Origin of the sequence: Pseudorhodoplanes sp. (assembly GCA_032027085.1) — a bacterium.
GTDB lineage: Bacteria > Pseudomonadota > Alphaproteobacteria > Rhizobiales > Xanthobacteraceae > Pseudorhodoplanes.
In genome coordinates this window covers 4086713-4102937 of record JAVSMS010000001.1, presented here as the reverse complement: position 1 = coordinate 4102937, position 16225 = coordinate 4086713, and the positions used below count along the sequence as shown (strand labels likewise).

Here is a 16225-nt window from a genome sequence, read left to right as displayed (position 1 = left end):
AGGTGCCTCGATGATTATTGCGACTCGCATTCTCAAGCTGCGTGAATTGAGCGACACCGTAGATATCGCGGTCAGACTTTTCGCGCCTGAGCAGCGTGAAGCGGCGTGGTTCTGTCGATACGAAATCGACTGGCCCGAAGGTCGCCAGGAGTCAATAGCATGGGGCACCGATTCAGTGCAGGCCATCGTGCTTGCGCTGCAGATGATTGGAGCTGACATTTATACGAGCAGCTATCACAAGTCCGGGAAGCTGATGCACGAAGCTCCGGGGCGAGGATACGGCTTCCCGGTGCCGTCCGGCATCCGCGACCTGCGTGAAGGCGATGATGCGATCTATGATGCCTAGTTGTGTCTCCGCTCTCAATCCGTCTCGATCCGTATTCATCCCGGGTTCAGCGGCGGATACCTATGGACACACCATGTTTCCCTCAGTCCTGATTCTCGCCTCGGTCCTGGCCGCCACCGGCCTTGTCGCGCCGGTCAAGGCCGAGCCGGGCCAGTGTCTGACGCCTGATCAGCGGCGGACGGTGGTGGCCTCCGGCAAGGTTGTACCGCTATCCAAGGCCATCCGCGCCGCGAAGGCGCGCCGCAATGAAGTGGTCAATGCCCGGCTCTGCCAGGGTTCAAAAGGTCTCGTCTACCTGCTGACAGTCGTCGCGCGCGATGGCAAGGTGACGCGGACGGCCATCGACGCCCAGACCGGCAAGCCGGTCGAAGGCGGCTGACCAGGCCGACTGATCCGGAGGGTTCCATTTTGCGTCTCCTCGTCGTCGAGGATGATCCCGATCTCAACCGCCAGCTCGCCACCGCGCTGACCGACGCGGGCTATGTCGTCGACCGTGCCTTCGACGGCGAGGAGGGGCATTATCTCGGCGAGACCGAGCCCTATGACGCGGTGATCCTCGATATCGGGCTCCCGAAGATGGACGGCATCTCGGTGCTGGAGGCCTGGCGTCGCGCCGGCCGCGCCATGCCAGTCTTGATGCTGACCGCACGCGACCGCTGGAGCGACAAGGTGCAGGGCTTCGACGCCGGCGCCGACGATTACGTGCCCAAGCCCTTCCACATGGAAGAGGTGCTGGCGCGGGTGCGGGCACTGCTGCGCCGCTCGGCCGGACACGCCAAAAGCGAATTCAATTGCGGGCCGGTGCGGCTCGACACCCGCACGGGGCGCGTCAGCGTGGACGGCCATCCGGTGAAGCTGACCAGCCACGAATACCGGCTCCTGTCGTATCTCATGCATCACACAGGGCGCGTGGTGTCGCGCACCGAGTTGGTCGAGCATCTCTACGATCAGGACTTCGACCGCGATTCCAACACCATCGAAGTTTTCGTCGGCCGTATCCGCAAGAAACTCGGCGTCGACGTGATCCAGACCGTGCGCGGGCTCGGCTATCTCCTCACGCCGCCCGATGCGCGCTGACGCATGCGCTCCAACTCCCTCGCGCTGCGCCTGTTTCTCTGGGCGACCGTCTGGACGGTGGCGATCCTGCTCGCTACCAGCATCATCCTCTCCTCGCTTTATCGCGCCGGCGTCGAGCGCGCCTTTGATTCCCGCCTCGGCGTCTATCTGCGCACGCTGATTTCCGACGTCGCATCTCCCGAAAATCCCAACGAGCCGTTTCCGCAATCGGTCTCCGAGCCGCTGTTCGAATTGCCGCTGTCGGGCTGGTACTGGCAAGTTACGCGCATCGACGGCGGCAAGCACGACGTGCGCGCCTCGCGTTCGCTGTGGGACGGCAGCCTGCCGCGGCTGCTGGTCACCGACGCGGCCGCCGCCGTCGCCATCCGCACCGGCTATGCTGGCGGGCCGGAAGATCAGAAGCTGCGCATTGTCGAGCGCACCATCGACCTCGGCGATGAAGGCACCTTCCTGGTGTCCGTCGCGGGTGACGCCGCCGAGATCGAGGACGACATCCACTCCTTCGATCGCGCGCTCGGTCTGACCTTTTCCGCACTTGCGCTCATCCTCCTTCTCACCACAGCCTTCCAGGTGCGTTTCGGCCTGTTGCCGCTCAAACGCATTTCGCAAAGCCTCGCCGCCATCCGCGCCGGCCGTGCGGAACGGCTGGAGGGAGAATTCCCGGTCGAAATCGCCCCGCTCGCGCGTGAGACCAATGCGCTGCTCGACGCCAACCGGGAGATCGTCGAGCGCGCCCGCACGCATGTCGGCAATCTGGCGCATGCACTGAAGACACCGCTCTCGGTTATGGTCAATGAGGCCACCGCGCGCGGCGACGATCCGTTGGCGCAGAAGGTGCGCGAGCAGATCGATATCATGCGCGATCAGGTCGCGCGCCATCTCGAACGCGCGCGCATGGCCGCGCGCCTGACCGTGGTCGCGACCATCACCGAAGTGCTGCCGGTCATGCAGGCGATGGTCCGCACCATGGAAAAGACGCATCCGGAAAAGGCGGTGACGCTGAAGATGGAGGCGCCCGAGGATGTGCGCTTCCGCGGCGAGCGGCAGGATCTTGAGGAGATGGTCGGCAATCTCGTCGACAATGCCTGCAAATGGGCGCAGGCGCGGGTGTCGATCGAACTCTCGACCGAGCGCGTCGATGCCGAGCGCCAGGTCATTCGCATTCTGGTGGATGACGACGGCCGCGGGCTGACCCCGGCCGAGCGCGAGCAGGTGGCCCGCCGCGGCCGGCGGCTGGACGAGACCAAGCCGGGGTCGGGGCTGGGCCTGTCAATTGTGGTCGAACTCGCCGGGCTCTATGGTGGCGGGCTGACACTGGGCTCAGCGCCGCTCGGCGGTCTGCGGGCGGAGCTGGTCATTCCCGCCGCCTGACAGAGTTTCGCCGCAATCCCTCCCGCAAGGTAACCGGCCGGCAATCGATCGGCTTTACACATATTCAGTAAGTCACTTCCGAGGGGCTCCCTGCATGCGTTCTCTTAAAGTCTTGGCGGCCGTGTCGATCGGCGCGGTCCTTGCCGGTTGCGCCAACAGCGAACGCTTTGCGGAAGCTCCGAAGGAGACCAGCGGCACGGTGGCAGGCGCGGCTCTGGGCGCGATCGTCGGCTCGCAAATCGGCGGGTCCACACGCTCGCGCGTCGCGGCCGGTGTCGCCGGTGCCGTGCTCGGCGGCATGATCGGCAACCGGATCGGCGCCGCGCTCGACGACGAGGATCGCCAGCGCGCCTATGAGGCGCAGATGGCGGCGCTGGAAAGCGGGGCGCCGGGCGCTCCTGTCGGCTGGGAAAATCCGGATTCCGGCCGGCGGGGTTCCATCGTGCCCGGCCCCTATTATGACCGCCGCGGCAGCCGCTGCCGCGACTATACCCACACCATCTATATCGACGGGCGGCCGCAGATCGCGCGCGGACAGGCCTGCCGGAACCCGGATGGCAGCTGGACGCCGGTCACTTAGTCCCGAATTTTCCACTCAACGGCTTCTTAACGCCCTACCTCTATCAAGACATCTTGGTGTGTGCGTTTAGGGTATGTCCATGGGCGACGAACCGCTCGTCGACCGTTTGCGTCAGTTTCTCCGGGAGCTCAAGCCGGACGCTCAAGCTATGCTGATCGCAGAGCTTGAACGCAGCCTGTTGCGCGGCGAGGAGACGACCGGCGCCGAACTGGTGCTGCAGGAGTTGCGCCGCTTCGCCCGCGAATCTGGCCGCCCGTCACCGCGCGCCGGCAACCTCGCCCGCCTGTTCTTCCAGCCGCTTGAACCGTTTCTCGTCGACGACGCCGCGACCCACAAACATCCGGGCCGCATCGCGCGGGTGTCGCTCGATCCGATCTGGACCTGGATTGGCCGCGATCTGCTGCCCGGCGAGGTGAAAGCGGCGACCGAGCAGGTTGCGCGCGCCTATGCCGCCAATGACAGCAAGAAGGCCGAGGAGGCCGCACGCGCCTTTCAGGACCGCGTCGCCGTGCGGATGGAGCAGGCGCTCAACGCCGCCTGGCAGGATGACAAGGCGATGCGCCGGCTGATAGGCCAGGTGGCGACCCCGCGCGCGCTCGAGGATCTGCAGGCAATCCTGAAAGTGCTGCAGTCGCGCGACAAGCTGGCGGCATTTTCGGCGCGGCTGCCAGGGCATATCAAGAATTTCTCCGACGACATGGTCGATGACGTGAAGGCGCTGGTGGAATCGCCGGTCGGCGGCGGATCGCCGCTGTTTCTGTATGTGCTTGTGATCGTGATGAGCCGACTGGCGGCGCCATGGCAGCTGATCCGCCTTGCCACCTGCGCCGCCGGCAGCGATTCCGCGGCGCGCATTGCGGAAACGAATTACGAGATCACGGTGTCGATGGTGCTTTCCGAAATGGAGCGCATGGTCGGCGAATTGAAAGCCGAATTGCGTAGCGGCAAGGGCGTCGCCGTCGGCGCGTTGCTGAAAGCCATTCACGATGCCGCGCGCGGATTGCGCACCGAGATCAACCTGTCGACGGATTCGCCCTGGGGGCGGGAATTGTCGGCGATCCGCACCGAAATCTCCGACATGCTGAAGGCGGAGATCGATTCCCTGCCGGGGCGCGTGCGGCGTCTGCTGCGGCCACGTCCGGCGAAGGAGATCACCTCCGCCGCCCGTCTTGACGCCACCGACGTCGCCGAAACCGAGGCGCTGATCGAGTTTGTCGGTATCTGCCGCAACTATGCCGGCGAGCTTGCCATCAACGAGATGACCCAGCGGGTCTATTCCGACGTGCAGAATTATCTCGACACCTCGACCCAGCCGCTGATCGATGCCTTGCGTGCCGCCGGGGACACCGACCGGGCCTTCCGGCATGCGCAGGTCGAGGCGGCCGCCCGCTTCTGCGCCAAAGTGTTTGGCGAGGACTATGCCGCCACCCTGCAGAAGGCTGCGGATCTCGCCGCTCAGGGCGAACGCAAGATCGCGAAGGGCTAAAAGCCTCCGTTAAGCGCCCTAGTTGCAGCCCGCCTTGCCCCGTGATGTAAGCGGGCCATGATCCTCTGGCTGATCCTGGTTCTGATGACCGCCGCGGCCATTTTCGCGGTGCTTTGGCCGTTGTCGCGGCATGGCGGAAAGGCCCGTTCCGGCAGCGATCTCGCCGTGTACCGTGACCAGTTGGCGGAAATTGAGCGCGATCTGGCGGCCGGGCTGATTGGAACCCAGGAAGCCGAGGCTGCCCGGATCGAGGTTTCGCGCCGGCTCCTGGCCGCCGCCGACCACGCGGAACCGGCCCCCGCAGCGCCGCAGGCGGCCGCGCTCTGGCGCCGCCGGGCGGTGTCGCTTGCGGCGCTCATCCTTCTCCCCATCGGCGCGGCGGCGCTCTATCTCAGCGTCGGTTCTCCCAATCTTCCCGGCCTGCCGCACGCTGCACGCGTCAATCAGTCGCCGGATACGCGCTCCATCGAAAGCATGGTGGCGCAGGTCGAGGCGCATCTCGAACGCAATCCGGATGACGGCCGCGGCTGGGAAGTGCTGGCGCCGGTCTATATGCGCGCCGGCCGTTTCACCGACGCCGTGCGCGCGCGCAGCAATGCGTTGCGTCTCCTGGGCTCGACCGGCGAGCGTGAATCCAATCTCGGCGAAGCGATGGTGGCGGCGGCAAACGGCATGGTGACGGCGGAAGCGAAGGCCGCGTTCGAACGCGCGCTTGCGCGCGACACCTCCGACGTCAGGGCGCAGTATTATGTCGGGCTGGCGGCAGAGCAGGACGGCAAGCCGCAGGACGCCGCGCGCATTTGGCGCGATCTGCTGGAAAGGGCGCCGCCGAATGCGCCGTATCGTCCGCTGATTCAGGATTCGCTCGCACGCGTCGATCCGGGCGCGCCGCCTGCAAGCGCGCCGGCCGATCCGTCTGCGGACGATGTCGCCGCCGCACAGCAACTCACGCCGGAACAGCGCGGCGAGATGATCCGCGGCATGGTGGACCGCCTCGCCGAAAAGCTGAAGGCGGACGGCAGCGATCTCGATGGTTGGTTGCGGCTGATGCGCGCCTATATCGTGCTCGGTGAACCCGACAAGGCGCGCACGGCGCTGGCCGATGCGCGCAAGGCCATCGGCACGGACGCCGACAAGCGCAAGAAGCTCGATGAAGCCGCCAAAGGATTGGGGATCGAGGGTTGAACGCAATGCTGCCGGAAACAGACCCATATAGTCGGCACGCCCGGATGAACGAGAGGTGAGATGACGCGCAAGCAACGGAGATTGGCGCTGATCGGAACCGGCCTCGGCGTGCTGGCGCTGGCGGCTGTGCTGGTGCTGAGCGCGCTCAGGGACTCCATCGTGTTCTTCAATTCGCCGACCGACGTCGTCGAAAAGCAGGTCAAGCCGGGCACGCGCATTCGTCTCGGCGGGCTGGTGCAGCCCGGCACGCTCGACCGCAAGGACCTGAATGCGCGCTTCGAGGTCACCGACGGCAAGACCGCCATTCGTGTCAGCTATACCGGCATTCTTCCCGACCTGTTCCGGGAAGGGCAGGGCGTGATCGCCGAGGGCACGCTGGTCGAGGGTGGCGCCTTCCGCGCCGACACCGTGCTCGCCAAGCATGATGAAACCTACATGCCGAAGGAGGTGGCCGACGCGCTGAAGAAGCAGGGCCACTGGAAGGACGATTACGACAAGAAGGGCGGCGCGGAGGCAAAGAAGCAGTGATGCCGGCGCAGGATGACGGATTGAGGCTGCGAGCTTCATGATCGCCGAGATCGGCCATTACGCATTGGTGCTTGCGCTCGCGCTGGCGCTGATCCAGGGCAGCGTGCCAATGATCGGCGCGCAGACGCGCGACCGCGCGCTGATGGGTGTCGCCGATATTTCGGCGCTGGCGCAATTCGCCTTTGTCGCGGTTGCCTTTGCGTCGCTAACCGCGCTTTATGTGAGTTCGGATTTCTCGGTGCTGAATGTCTTTGAGAATTCGCACTCGGCGAAGCCGCTGCTGTACAAGATCACCGGCGTCTGGGGAAATCATGAAGGCTCGATGCTGCTCTGGGTGCTGATCCTGAGCGCGTTCGGCGCCTTCGTCGCCATCTTCGGAAGCAACCTGCCGGAAACCCTGCGCGTCAATGTGCTCGGCGTGCAGTCCTGGATCGCCGCCGCGTTCTATTTCTTCATCCTGTTCACATCCAATCCGTTCACGCGGCTGCCGCAGGCGCCGTTCGAAGGCCGCGATCTCAATCCGATCCTGCAGGATATCGGTCTCGCGGTGCATCCGCCGCTGCTCTATCTCGGCTATGTCGGTTTCTCGATTTCCTTCTCGTTCGCTGTCGCCGCCCTGATCGAGGGCAGGATCGACGCCGCCTGGGCGCGCTGGGTGCGGCCCTGGACGCTCGCGGCCTGGATGTTCCTCACACTCGGCATCGCGATGGGCTCCTATTGGGCCTATTACGAACTCGGTTGGGGTGGCTGGTGGTTCTGGGATCCGGTCGAGAATGCGTCGCTGATGCCGTGGATCGCCGGTACCGCGCTGCTGCATTCGGCGGTGGTGATGGAGAAGCGAAATGCGTTGAAGGTGTGGACCATTCTCCTGTCCATCCTCACCTTCTCGCTGTCGCTGCTCGGCACATTCCTTGTGCGCTCGGGCGTGCTCACCTCGGTACACACCTTCGCCAGCGATCCGACGCGCGGCGTGTTCATCCTCGCCATTCTCGTTTTCTTCATCGGCGGCTCGCTGGCGCTTTACGCCTGGCGCGCGCCGCTCCTGAAACAGGGTGGCATCTTCGCGCCGATCTCGCGCGAGGGGGCGCTCGTTCTCAACAATCTTCTGCTGACCACGGCGCTGGCGACCGTCTTCGTCGGCACGCTCTATCCGCTGGCGCTGGAGGCGCTGACCGGCGACAAGATTTCGGTCGGCGCGCCGTTCTTCAACGCAACCTTCGGGCCGCTGATCGTTCCGCTGTTGCTGGCGGTCCCGTTCGGGCCGCTGCTGGCCTGGAAGCGCGGCGATCTCCTCGGCGCCGCGCAGCGACTGATGGCGGCCTTTGCCGCGGGACTTGTGGCGATCGCCGCGACCTTCGCGGTGGTGCAAGGCGGGCCGGTGCTCGCGCCCTTTGCGATTGGGCTGGCCGTCTACGTGATGGTGGGCGCGCTCACCGATCTCGCCGAGCGCGCGCAGCTGTTTCGCGTGCCGGCGACAACCTCGTTGCGGCGACTGCGCGGTCTGCCGCGCTCCGCCTTCGGCACCGCATTGGCGCATTTCGGGCTCGGCGTATGCCTGTTCGGAATCGCCGGCGAGGCAAGCTACAATGCCGAGCGGATCCTGGCGATGAAGCCCGGCCAGTCGGTTGCCATCCGCGACTACAACGTGGCGTTTGATGGCCTGGTGTCGCGGCAGGGACCGAATTATCGCGAGCTGGTCGCAAAATTTGTCGTGCGGCAAAACGGCGAGGTGATCGGCACGCTCGAGCCGTCCAAGCGCAGCTTCACTACGCGCGGCATGTCGACATCGGAAGCGGCGCTGCTGACGCGTGGCTTCAGCCAGATCTATATGTCACTTGGCGATCCGGCGGCGGACGGCACGATCTCCGTGCGCCTCTATCACAAGCCGCTGGTGCTGCTGATCTGGGTCGGCTGCATGATCATGGTGCTGGGCGGTGCGCTGTCGCTTTCGGATCGCCGGCTGCGTGTCGGTGCGCCGAAGCCGGCGAAGAAATCCGCGATGCAGCCGGCGGAATAATATCCAACTCACGCTTCGAGACGGCTGCTACGCAGCCTCCCGAGGGTGAGGATTGAGGATGAGATGAGGAAACTGTGTGCGCTCATTGTGGGTGTTGCGCTTGTCAGCGCCACGCCCGTGCTTGCGGTGCAGCCGGATGAAATCCTCAAAGACCCGGCGCTGGAGGCGCGCGCCCGCGCGCTCTCGCAAGAATTGCGCTGCATGGTCTGCCAGAACCAGTCGATCGACGATTCCGATGCGCCGCTGGCGCGCGATCTGCGCATCCTGGTGCGCGAGCGGTTGCAGGCCGGCGACAGCGACAAGCAGGTGATCGATTTCCTCACCGACCGTTATGGTGATTTCGTGTTGCTGAAGCCGCGCCTGAACGCGCAGACCGCCTTGCTCTGGTCGCTGCCGGCGCTGGTGCTGCTCGGCGGTGCGGCCGCACTCGCCGTGTTTCTGCGGCGCCAGCGCCAAGGCGGAGGGCAGCCGGGCCAGCCGGATTCGGCGCAGGCATTAACGGCGGACGAGCAAAAGCGGCTGGCGGAGTTTGTCGACGGGCGGCGCTGACGAGCTAAGTAGCTGATATTGCTGATAATATCGGCGCTCCACACGTTACCAACATTTAATCCCGCCGTCAGTTTTCCGTAAGGCGGGCCTCCCCATGTTAGCCGCAACGGGCGGCTGACGAACCACCCCACAAGTTCGACTGAACATGGAGAGACCACTCATGACTCCCAACTTGCCTCCGAAACCGAGCGGCCTCTCGGCACGCCGCGTGATGTTGCTGGGAACGACCATTCTCAGCCTGGGCGTTGCCGGTGCGCTGATTGCGCCCGACGCCGCCCGCCATGGCGCGTTCGCCCAGAACGTCACCCAGCAAGCGCAGACCGTGCAGCGTCCCGTCGGCTTCGCCGACATCGTTGAAAAAGTAAAACCCGCTGTGATTTCGGTTCGCGTCAAGATCAATGGCGGAGCGCAGCTTTCCTCCGACGAAGGCGGCCAGTTGCCGCGCGGCTTTGAGCGTTTCTTCCGCCGCTTCGGCCCGGACATGTTCCCGGATCTTCCGCAAGGCCCGCAGCGCAGCCCGCGCCGCTCCGGCCAGGGCTCGGGTTTCTTCATTTCGGCTGACGGCTATGCCGTGACCAACAATCACGTCGTCGACAAGGCCGACGAAGTCGAAGTGCAGACCGACGACGGCAAGACCCACACTGCAAAGGTCATCGGTGCCGATCCGCGCACCGATCTTGCGCTGATCAAGGTCGATGGCGACAACTTCCCGTATGCCAAGCTCGCCGACAAGGCGCCGCGCATCGGCGATTGGGTGCTCGCAGTCGGCAATCCGTTCGGCCTTGGCGGCACCGTCACCGCCGGCATCGTCTCGGCCCGCGGCCGCGACATCGGCGCAGGCCCCTATGACGACTTCATCCAGATCGACGCGCCGGTCAACAAGGGCAATTCCGGCGGCCCGACGTTCGACACCGAAGGCAATGTCGTCGGTGTGAACACCGCGATCTTCTCGCCTTCGGGCGGTTCGGTCGGCATCGCCTTCGCGATTCCCGCCGCGACGGTGGACTCGGTCGTGACCCAGCTCAAGGAAAAGGGCCAGGTCACACGCGGATGGATCGGCGTCCAGATCCAGCCGGTCACCAAGGACATCGCCGACAGTCTCGGTCTGAAGAAGGCTGAGGGTGCGCTGGTTGCTGAACCGCAGGAGGGCAGCCCCGCCGAGAAGGCCGGCATCAAGGCAGGCGACGTCATCACCGCCGTCAACGGTGAGAAGGTCGAGAACGCACGAGACCTCGCGCGCCGCATCGGAACGATGTCGCCGAACACCTCGGTCAAACTCACGCTCCTGCAAAAGGGCAACGAGAAGACCGTGACGCTGAAGCTCGGCGAATTGCCGCGCGACCCGAAGAAGGCCTCCCAAGATCGCGAATCCCCGGCCAATGACGGTGCGCGCCTTGGTCTGCAACTTGCGCCGGCGAGCTCCGTAGCTGGTGGAAATACCGAGGGTGTCGTCGTGACCGACGTCGATCCCAACGGTCCGGCGGCCGAGCGCGGCTTCAAGACCGGCGACGTGATCCTCGAGGTCGGCGGCAAGACCGTCTCCACGCCGGCCGATGTGCGCAAGGCACTGGCCGATGCGCGCAGCGACGGAAAACGCACCGTGCTGATGCGGGTGAAGTCCGGCGAGAACAGCCGCTTCGTCGCGCTGCCGGCCGGTCGCGGTTGAACGGGATAGGGGCGTGTGGATCCGGCAATCGTCGCCCCCGCCGGTGACACGGGACCCCGGGGGACGGGCCGAAAGGCCCGTCCCTGCAATGTAGCCTCGACACCCGGCAATCGTCGCCCCCGCCGGCTCGAGGTCAAGTGAGGGGGCGGTGGTGTAGAGTTACAGTCGCCGCCCCCTCATGCCCTCATTTCCCAACCAGCACATGACGCCCGGGAATTCGCTATTATCCAGCGAATCCATTGTTGAGCGGACTCCCATGCGTCTCCTGATCATCGAAGACGACCGCGATGCGGCCGATTACGTCGTTCGCGCCTTCCGGGAGGTCGGCCATGTCGCCGACCATGCCCCGGATGGCGAGGAGGGTCTCGTCATGGCGCTCGATCGCGACTATGACGTCCTTATCGTCGACCGGATGCTGCCGAAACGCGACGGCCTGTCTGTCATCGGCGCCTTGCGTGAAAAGGGCGTCGAGACGCCGGTGCTGATCCTGTCGGCGCTCGGGCAGGTGGATGATCGCGTGAAAGGCCTGCGCGCCGGCGGCGACGACTATCTGCCCAAGCCCTATTCCTTCGCCGAGCTGCTGGCGCGGGTCGAGGTGCTGGCGCGCCGCCGCGGCGGACGCAACGAGGAGACTGTGTACCGGGTCGGCGATCTCGAACTCGACCGCCTGTCGCATCAGGTCAGGCGCGGGCCTGAGGAAATCGTGCTTCAGCCGCGCGAATTCCGGCTGCTCGAATATCTCATGAAACACGCGGGGCAGGTGGTGACCCGCACCATGCTGCTGGAAAATGTGTGGGACTATCACTTCGATCCGCAGACCAACGTGATCGACGTTCACATCTCGCGGCTGCGCTCCAAGATCGACAAGGGATTTGCGCAGCCTCTGCTGCATACGGTGCGCGGTGCCGGCTACATGATCCGTGACGGCGCACGGTAAAATTCAGGTGACGGCGCTCGGCAAGCTTCTCCGCACGACGGCGTTCAAGCTGACGCTGGTCTATCTGGTCATCTTCGCGCTGTTCGCGGTGTTTCTGCTCGGCTATTTCGCGTTCAACACGCGGCGGCTGTTCAACGAGCAGATCACGCAGACGGTCGATCTCGATGTCGAGGGATTGACGGCGCAATTCAACGCCGCCGGCATCAGGCGGCTGGTGGTGATCGTGGAGGCGCGATCACGCCGTCCCGGCTCCTCGCTCTATCTTGTCACGACGCCGACAGGCGAAGGCTTGGCCGGCAATGTCGGCTCGCTGCCGCAGGGCGTGATGGGGAGGGCCGGCTGGACGGAAACCGTCTATCGCCGCATCGATGAAAGCGATGTCTCCGATCTGCACCGCGCGCTGGTGCGCGTGCAGCATCTGCCCGGCGGGTTCCGCTTGCTTGTGGGGCGCGATCTGGAAGAACGCGACCGGCTTTTTGACGTGGTCCTTGATGCCGGAAAATGGTCGGCGGCGATCGTCGTCATCCTGGGACTGGCCGGCGGATTTTTCGTCGCACGGCGCGTGCTGCGCCGCGTGGACGCTATGACGGCGACGACGCGCACGATCATGGAGGGCGATCTCTCCGGACGCCTGCCGGTGGCAGGCACGGGGGACGAACTGGATCGCCTTGCAGAAAATCTGAACGCCATGCTCGACCGGATCGAGGCGCTCATGCATGGCCTCAAGGAGGTCTCCGACAACATCGCGCATGACCTGAAGACGCCGCTGACTCGCCTGCGCAACCGCGCGGAAGAAGCCTTGCGGATGCATCAGGAGGAGGCGGGATATCGCGAAGCCCTGGAATCGATCATCGACGAATCCGAAGGGCTGATCCGGACATTCAACGCCCTTCTGATGATCGCGCGCGCCGAATCCGGCCAGGCGCGCGAGGACATGAGCGATTTCGACGCCGGCGAGGTCGCGCGCGGGATTTGCGAGCTTTACGAACCGCTGGCGGAAGAACAAGGCCTCACGCTCGACGCCGACGCGCCGAACCCGGTTCCGGTGACCGGCAACCGCGAATTGGTCAGCCAGGCGCTTGCCAATCTTGTCGACAACGCGATCAAATATGCTGCGCCGGACGCGCAGAAGAATGGTACGGCTACGGGAATCGTGGTCAAAGCGGCGGCGGAAGGAGATCGGGTCTTGCTGAGCGTTGCGGACAACGGCCCGGGAATCCCGGAAGGCGATCGGGGACGCGCGGTGGAGCGCTTCGTGCGGCTGGAAGAGAGCCGGTCGGTGCCCGGCTCCGGACTGGGCCTGAGCCTTGCGGCGGCGGTGGCGCGCCTGCATGGCGGGGAACTGCGCCTGCATGACAACCAACCCGGATTGCGGGCGGTGATCGTGGTGCCGCGGGGGGGACCGCAGGGGGCGGGATGACATCCCCCGCAAGTCCATCGGCGGCCACTCTGGCCGCGGCCATCGCCGCGGGACCCTATGCATCCGACGATCCGTCCGCACGCAGCAAATTCGATGAATGGCTGTCGGGCCTCGAGGACGCGGTCGCGCTCAAGACAACTTTCGAAGCTCACCCAAAAACCGAAGCGCTGATCGCCGGCCTTGCGGCTTATTCTCCGCATCTCTGGGACCTCGCCTCCGCAGAACCGAACCGGCTGGCAGCGTTGCTGCTGGCGTCGCCGGACGCGCGCTTCCGCACATTGCTGCAGGAGACCAGAGCGGCGTTGGCGGCGACGCAGGACGAAGCGGAGGCCATGCGGCTGTTGCGCCGGATGAAATCAGAAGCCGCGCTGCTGATCGGGCTGGCCGATATCGGCGGCGTCTGGCCGATCATGCAGGTGACGCTGGCGCTGACCGAACTCGCCGACACGGCGGTCGGCGGCGCGGTGAATTTTTTGCTGGGCGATGCGGTTCGCCGCGGCAAGCTCATGCCCGCCGATCCGGCGCGGCCGGATATCGGCTCCGGCTATATCGTCCTCGCCATGGGCAAGATGGGCGCCTTCGAGCTCAATTATTCCAGCGACATCGATCTCATCGTTTTCTTCGAACCGGAGGCACCGGCGCTCGCACCTGATGCGGACGCGGCGTCGATCGCGATCCGCGTCACGCGCGGCCTTGTCAAATTGCTTTCTGAGCGCACCGCCGACGGCTATGTCTTCCGGGTCGATCTGCGGCTGCGGCCCGATCCGGCCTCAACGCAAATCGCGATCTCAACGCCGGCCGCGCTCGATTATTACGAGCATCGCGGACAGAACTGGGAACGCTCGGCGCTGATCAAGGCGCGGCCCTGCGCCGGCGACATCGCCGCGGGCGAGGCCATCCTGAAAGAACTGTCGCCTTTCGTCTGGCGCAAATACATGGATTTCGCCGCGCTCGCCGACATCCATGCGATGAAGCGGCAGATCCATGTCTATAAGGGGCACGGCGAGATCGCGGTCGCCGGCCATAATATCAAGCTTGGACGCGGCGGCATTCGTGAGATCGAGTTTTTTGTCCAGACCCAGCAACTGATCGCCGGCGGCCGTCATCCGGAATTGCGCCAGCGCCGCACCTTGGCGACGCTGGGCGTGCTCGTGGCCGGCAAATGGGTCGCCGAGACCGCGGCGCGCGATCTGGAGGCGGCCTATCTGTTCTTGCGCACGGTCGAGCATCGCCTGCAGATGGTGGCGGACGAGCAGACGCATATCCTGCCGGATGATCCGCAGGAGTTGGAGCGCTTTGCGCGATTTCTCGGCCATGCCACAGCCAAGGAATTCGCGGAGGCGTTGCTGCAGCACTTGCACAAGGTGCAGGACCATTACTCGCATCTGTTCGAGCAGGCGTTGCCGGAAGGCGCCGACCAGATCTTCGTTTTTCCGAAGGATGCGGACGATCCGGAGACGCTCGACCGGCTGGCCGCGATGGGGTTTCGCAATCCGCTGGAAATATCGGCGATCATCCGGACCTGGTTTTCCGGACAATACATGGCGCTGCGCAGCGAATTCGCGCGCACGCAGCTGAACGAACTGGTCCCTTTTCTGATCGCGCATCTGGCACGATCGGAGAACAAGGACGCGGCGCTGCTCGGTTTCGATCGCTTTCTTGTCAGCCTGCACGGCATGGGCGGCGGCCAGCTCATTTCGCTGCTGCGCCAGAATCAGGACCTCTTGTCGCTGTTGATGCTTATCCTAACCAATGCGCCGCGGCTCGCCGAGATTCTGGCGCAGCATCCGCAGGTGATGGACGCGCTGATCGATCCGGCCTTCTTCGGCGAATTGCCGGACGAGCAGAAACTGACCGATACGCTCTATCGCTCGCTCGACCAGTCGTCGTCCTACGAGGATATGCTCGACCGGCTGCGCATCTTCGGCCAGGAGCAGATGTTCCTGATCGGCGCACGCATCCTGTCCGGCACGGTGACGGCGGTGCAGGCGGGGGAGGTGTTTGCGCGGCTGGCCGACGTGATCATCGGCGCGCTGCATGTCGCGGTCGAAAACAGGTTCATTGAAACCTATGGCCGTATTGCCGGGCAGAAAACCGCCTTGCTGGCGCTCGGCAAACTCGGCGGACGCGAGATGACGGCGAGCTCGGATCTCGATTTGATCCTGCTCTATGATTTCGACGAGGCGCAGCCCGAATCGCAAGGCGGCCGGCCGCTTTATGGCGCGCAATATTTTGCCCGGCTCACCCAGCGCCTGATCAGTGCGCTGACGGCGCGCACCAACCATGGCGCACTGTATGAGGTCGACATGCGGCTGCGGCCATCGGGGCGATCCGGGCCGGTTGCGACCAAGATCGACTCCTTCAGGGATTACCAGGAGAACGAGGCCTGGACCTGGGAGCATATGGCACTGACGCGCGCGCGCGTGGTGTCGGCGACGCCGGGTTTTCGGGAAAAAGCGGAGGCAGTGATCCGCGACGTACTGAGCCGTGCGCGGGACGCGCGCACCATTGCCGATGATGCCGCGGAAATGCGCCGCGCCATCGCGCAGGAGAAGGGCGAGGGGGACCGCTGGGATCTGAAATATGCGGCCGGCGGTCTGATCGATGTCGAGTTCATCGCGCAATACCTGCAGCTCGTGCATGCCGCCGCGCATCCGGAGATTCTCGATCCGTCGACGGTGCGCTGCCTGGAAAAGGCCTCGCGGCTTGGGCTCCTGGCGCCGGAAGACTCCGAAGTGCTGCGGCCGGCGGCGCAGCTTTATCAGGACCTCAGCCAGATCCTGCGGCTGTGCCTGTCAGGTCCCTTCGATCCGAAACAGGCCGGCGCCGGGCTGCTGCGCCTTCTCGCGCGCGCGGGAGACGTGCCGGATTTCGCAACGCTCGATGCCTATGTGATCGAGACGCAGGAAAAGGTGCGGCGGAGCTTTCTGCGGATCCTGGGACAGGCGGGTTAGAACGTTTTTCCTTCGATCATTTGCCCGTTCTGTCATGCTCCGCGAAAGCGGGGCATCCAGTAAACTGGTGAAAATATTGTGCTTACGGGATCGCCGGCTTTCGCGGGCG

Annotated in this window: 14 protein-coding genes; all 14 read left to right on the top strand. The window is 64.9% G+C overall.

Features of this window, described 5'->3' with window-relative positions; genetic code table 11:
• The first annotated feature begins 10 nt into the window (after positions 1-10).
• The 14 genes from RO009_20050 to RO009_19985 all read left to right on the top strand — a co-directional run bounded on the left by RO009_20050 (position 11) and on the right by RO009_19985 (position 16116).
• Positions 11-346, top strand: coding sequence for a hypothetical protein (locus RO009_20050; GenBank protein ID MDT3687328.1), 336 nt, complete (start codon positions 11-13; stop codon positions 344-346).
• A 73-nt stretch (positions 347-419) separates the two neighbouring features.
• The gene (locus tag RO009_20045; GenBank protein ID MDT3687327.1) at positions 420-725 is read left to right on the top strand and encodes a hypothetical protein; all 306 of its coding nucleotides are present in this window, start codon (positions 420-422) and stop codon (positions 723-725) included.
• A gap of 29 nt (positions 726-754) precedes the next feature.
• Positions 755-1423 carry a response regulator transcription factor gene (locus RO009_20040; GenBank protein ID MDT3687326.1) on the top strand — a complete coding sequence of 223 codons (669 nt, stop codon included), beginning with the start codon at positions 755-757 and terminating at the stop codon, positions 1421-1423.
• 3 nt (positions 1424-1426) lie between these two features.
• Positions 1427-2794 (top strand): ATP-binding protein, encoded by a 1368-nt coding sequence (locus RO009_20035; protein MDT3687325.1) that lies wholly within the window; start codon positions 1427-1429, stop codon positions 2792-2794.
• Between the two features lie 94 nt (positions 2795-2888).
• A complete protein-coding gene (locus tag RO009_20030) occupies positions 2889-3374 on the top strand; it encodes an RT0821/Lpp0805 family surface protein (protein MDT3687324.1) in 486 nt (161 codons plus the stop codon).
• A gap of 79 nt (positions 3375-3453) precedes the next feature.
• A complete protein-coding gene (locus RO009_20025) occupies positions 3454-4860 on the top strand; it encodes a hypothetical protein (GenBank protein MDT3687323.1) in 1407 nt (468 codons plus the stop codon).
• A 57-nt stretch (positions 4861-4917) separates the two neighbouring features.
• Positions 4918-6045, top strand: coding sequence for a c-type cytochrome biogenesis protein CcmI (gene ccmI, locus RO009_20020; GenBank protein ID MDT3687322.1), 1128 nt, complete (start codon positions 4918-4920; stop codon positions 6043-6045).
• A gap of 60 nt (positions 6046-6105) precedes the next feature.
• Positions 6106-6573 (top strand): cytochrome c maturation protein CcmE, encoded by a 468-nt coding sequence (gene ccmE, locus RO009_20015; GenBank protein ID MDT3687321.1) that lies wholly within the window; start codon positions 6106-6108, stop codon positions 6571-6573.
• A gap of 37 nt (positions 6574-6610) precedes the next feature.
• Complete coding sequence (locus tag RO009_20010) at positions 6611-8590, top strand: heme lyase CcmF/NrfE family subunit (GenBank protein MDT3687320.1); 1980 nt, start codon at positions 6611-6613, stop codon at positions 8588-8590.
• Positions 8591-8653: 63 nt separating this feature from the next.
• The gene (locus tag RO009_20005) at positions 8654-9139 is read left to right on the top strand and encodes a cytochrome c-type biogenesis protein (protein ID MDT3687319.1); all 486 of its coding nucleotides are present in this window, start codon (positions 8654-8656) and stop codon (positions 9137-9139) included.
• A gap of 160 nt (positions 9140-9299) precedes the next feature.
• Positions 9300-10805, top strand: a complete 1506-nt coding sequence (locus RO009_20000; protein MDT3687318.1) for a Do family serine endopeptidase — start codon at positions 9300-9302, stop codon at positions 10803-10805.
• A gap of 256 nt (positions 10806-11061) precedes the next feature.
• Positions 11062-11742 carry a response regulator transcription factor gene (locus RO009_19995; GenBank protein ID MDT3687317.1) on the top strand — a complete coding sequence of 227 codons (681 nt, stop codon included), beginning with the start codon at positions 11062-11064 and terminating at the stop codon, positions 11740-11742.
• 7 nt (positions 11743-11749) lie between these two features.
• On the top strand, positions 11750-13162 hold the full coding sequence (locus RO009_19990) for an ATP-binding protein (protein MDT3687316.1): 1413 nt from the start codon (positions 11750-11752) through the stop codon (positions 13160-13162).
• Positions 13159-16116, top strand: a complete 2958-nt coding sequence (locus tag RO009_19985; GenBank protein ID MDT3687315.1) for a bifunctional [glutamine synthetase] adenylyltransferase/[glutamine synthetase]-adenylyl-L-tyrosine phosphorylase — start codon at positions 13159-13161, stop codon at positions 16114-16116. Before RO009_19990 ends, RO009_19985 begins: the two co-directional genes overlap by 4 nt.
• Positions 16117-16225: the final 109 nt, after the last annotated feature.

Bases quoted from the DNA above. Each gene is read 5' to 3' on its own strand.
- RO009_20050 (MDT3687328.1), top strand. From the start codon at position 11: ATGATTATTGCGACTCGCATTCTCAAGCTGCGTGAATTGAGCGACACC.
- RO009_20045 (MDT3687327.1), top strand. From the start codon at position 420: ATGTTTCCCTCAGTCCTGATTCTCGCCTCGGTCCTGGCCGCCACCGGC.
- RO009_20035 (MDT3687325.1), top strand. From the start codon at position 1,427: ATGCGCTCCAACTCCCTCGCGCTGCGCCTGTTTCTCTGGGCGACCGTC.
- RO009_20030 (MDT3687324.1), top strand. From the start codon at position 2,889: ATGCGTTCTCTTAAAGTCTTGGCGGCCGTGTCGATCGGCGCGGTCCTT.
- RO009_20025 (MDT3687323.1), top strand. From the start codon at position 3,454: ATGGGCGACGAACCGCTCGTCGACCGTTTGCGTCAGTTTCTCCGGGAG.
- ccmI (MDT3687322.1), top strand. From the start codon at position 4,918: ATGATCCTCTGGCTGATCCTGGTTCTGATGACCGCCGCGGCCATTTTC.
- ccmE (MDT3687321.1), top strand. From the start codon at position 6,106: ATGACGCGCAAGCAACGGAGATTGGCGCTGATCGGAACCGGCCTCGGC.
- RO009_20010 (MDT3687320.1), top strand. From the start codon at position 6,611: ATGATCGCCGAGATCGGCCATTACGCATTGGTGCTTGCGCTCGCGCTG.
- RO009_20005 (MDT3687319.1), top strand. From the start codon at position 8,654: ATGAGGAAACTGTGTGCGCTCATTGTGGGTGTTGCGCTTGTCAGCGCC.
- RO009_20000 (MDT3687318.1), top strand. From the start codon at position 9,300: ATGACTCCCAACTTGCCTCCGAAACCGAGCGGCCTCTCGGCACGCCGC.
- RO009_19995 (MDT3687317.1), top strand. From the start codon at position 11,062: ATGCGTCTCCTGATCATCGAAGACGACCGCGATGCGGCCGATTACGTC.
- RO009_19985 (MDT3687315.1), top strand. From the start codon at position 13,159: ATGACATCCCCCGCAAGTCCATCGGCGGCCACTCTGGCCGCGGCCATC.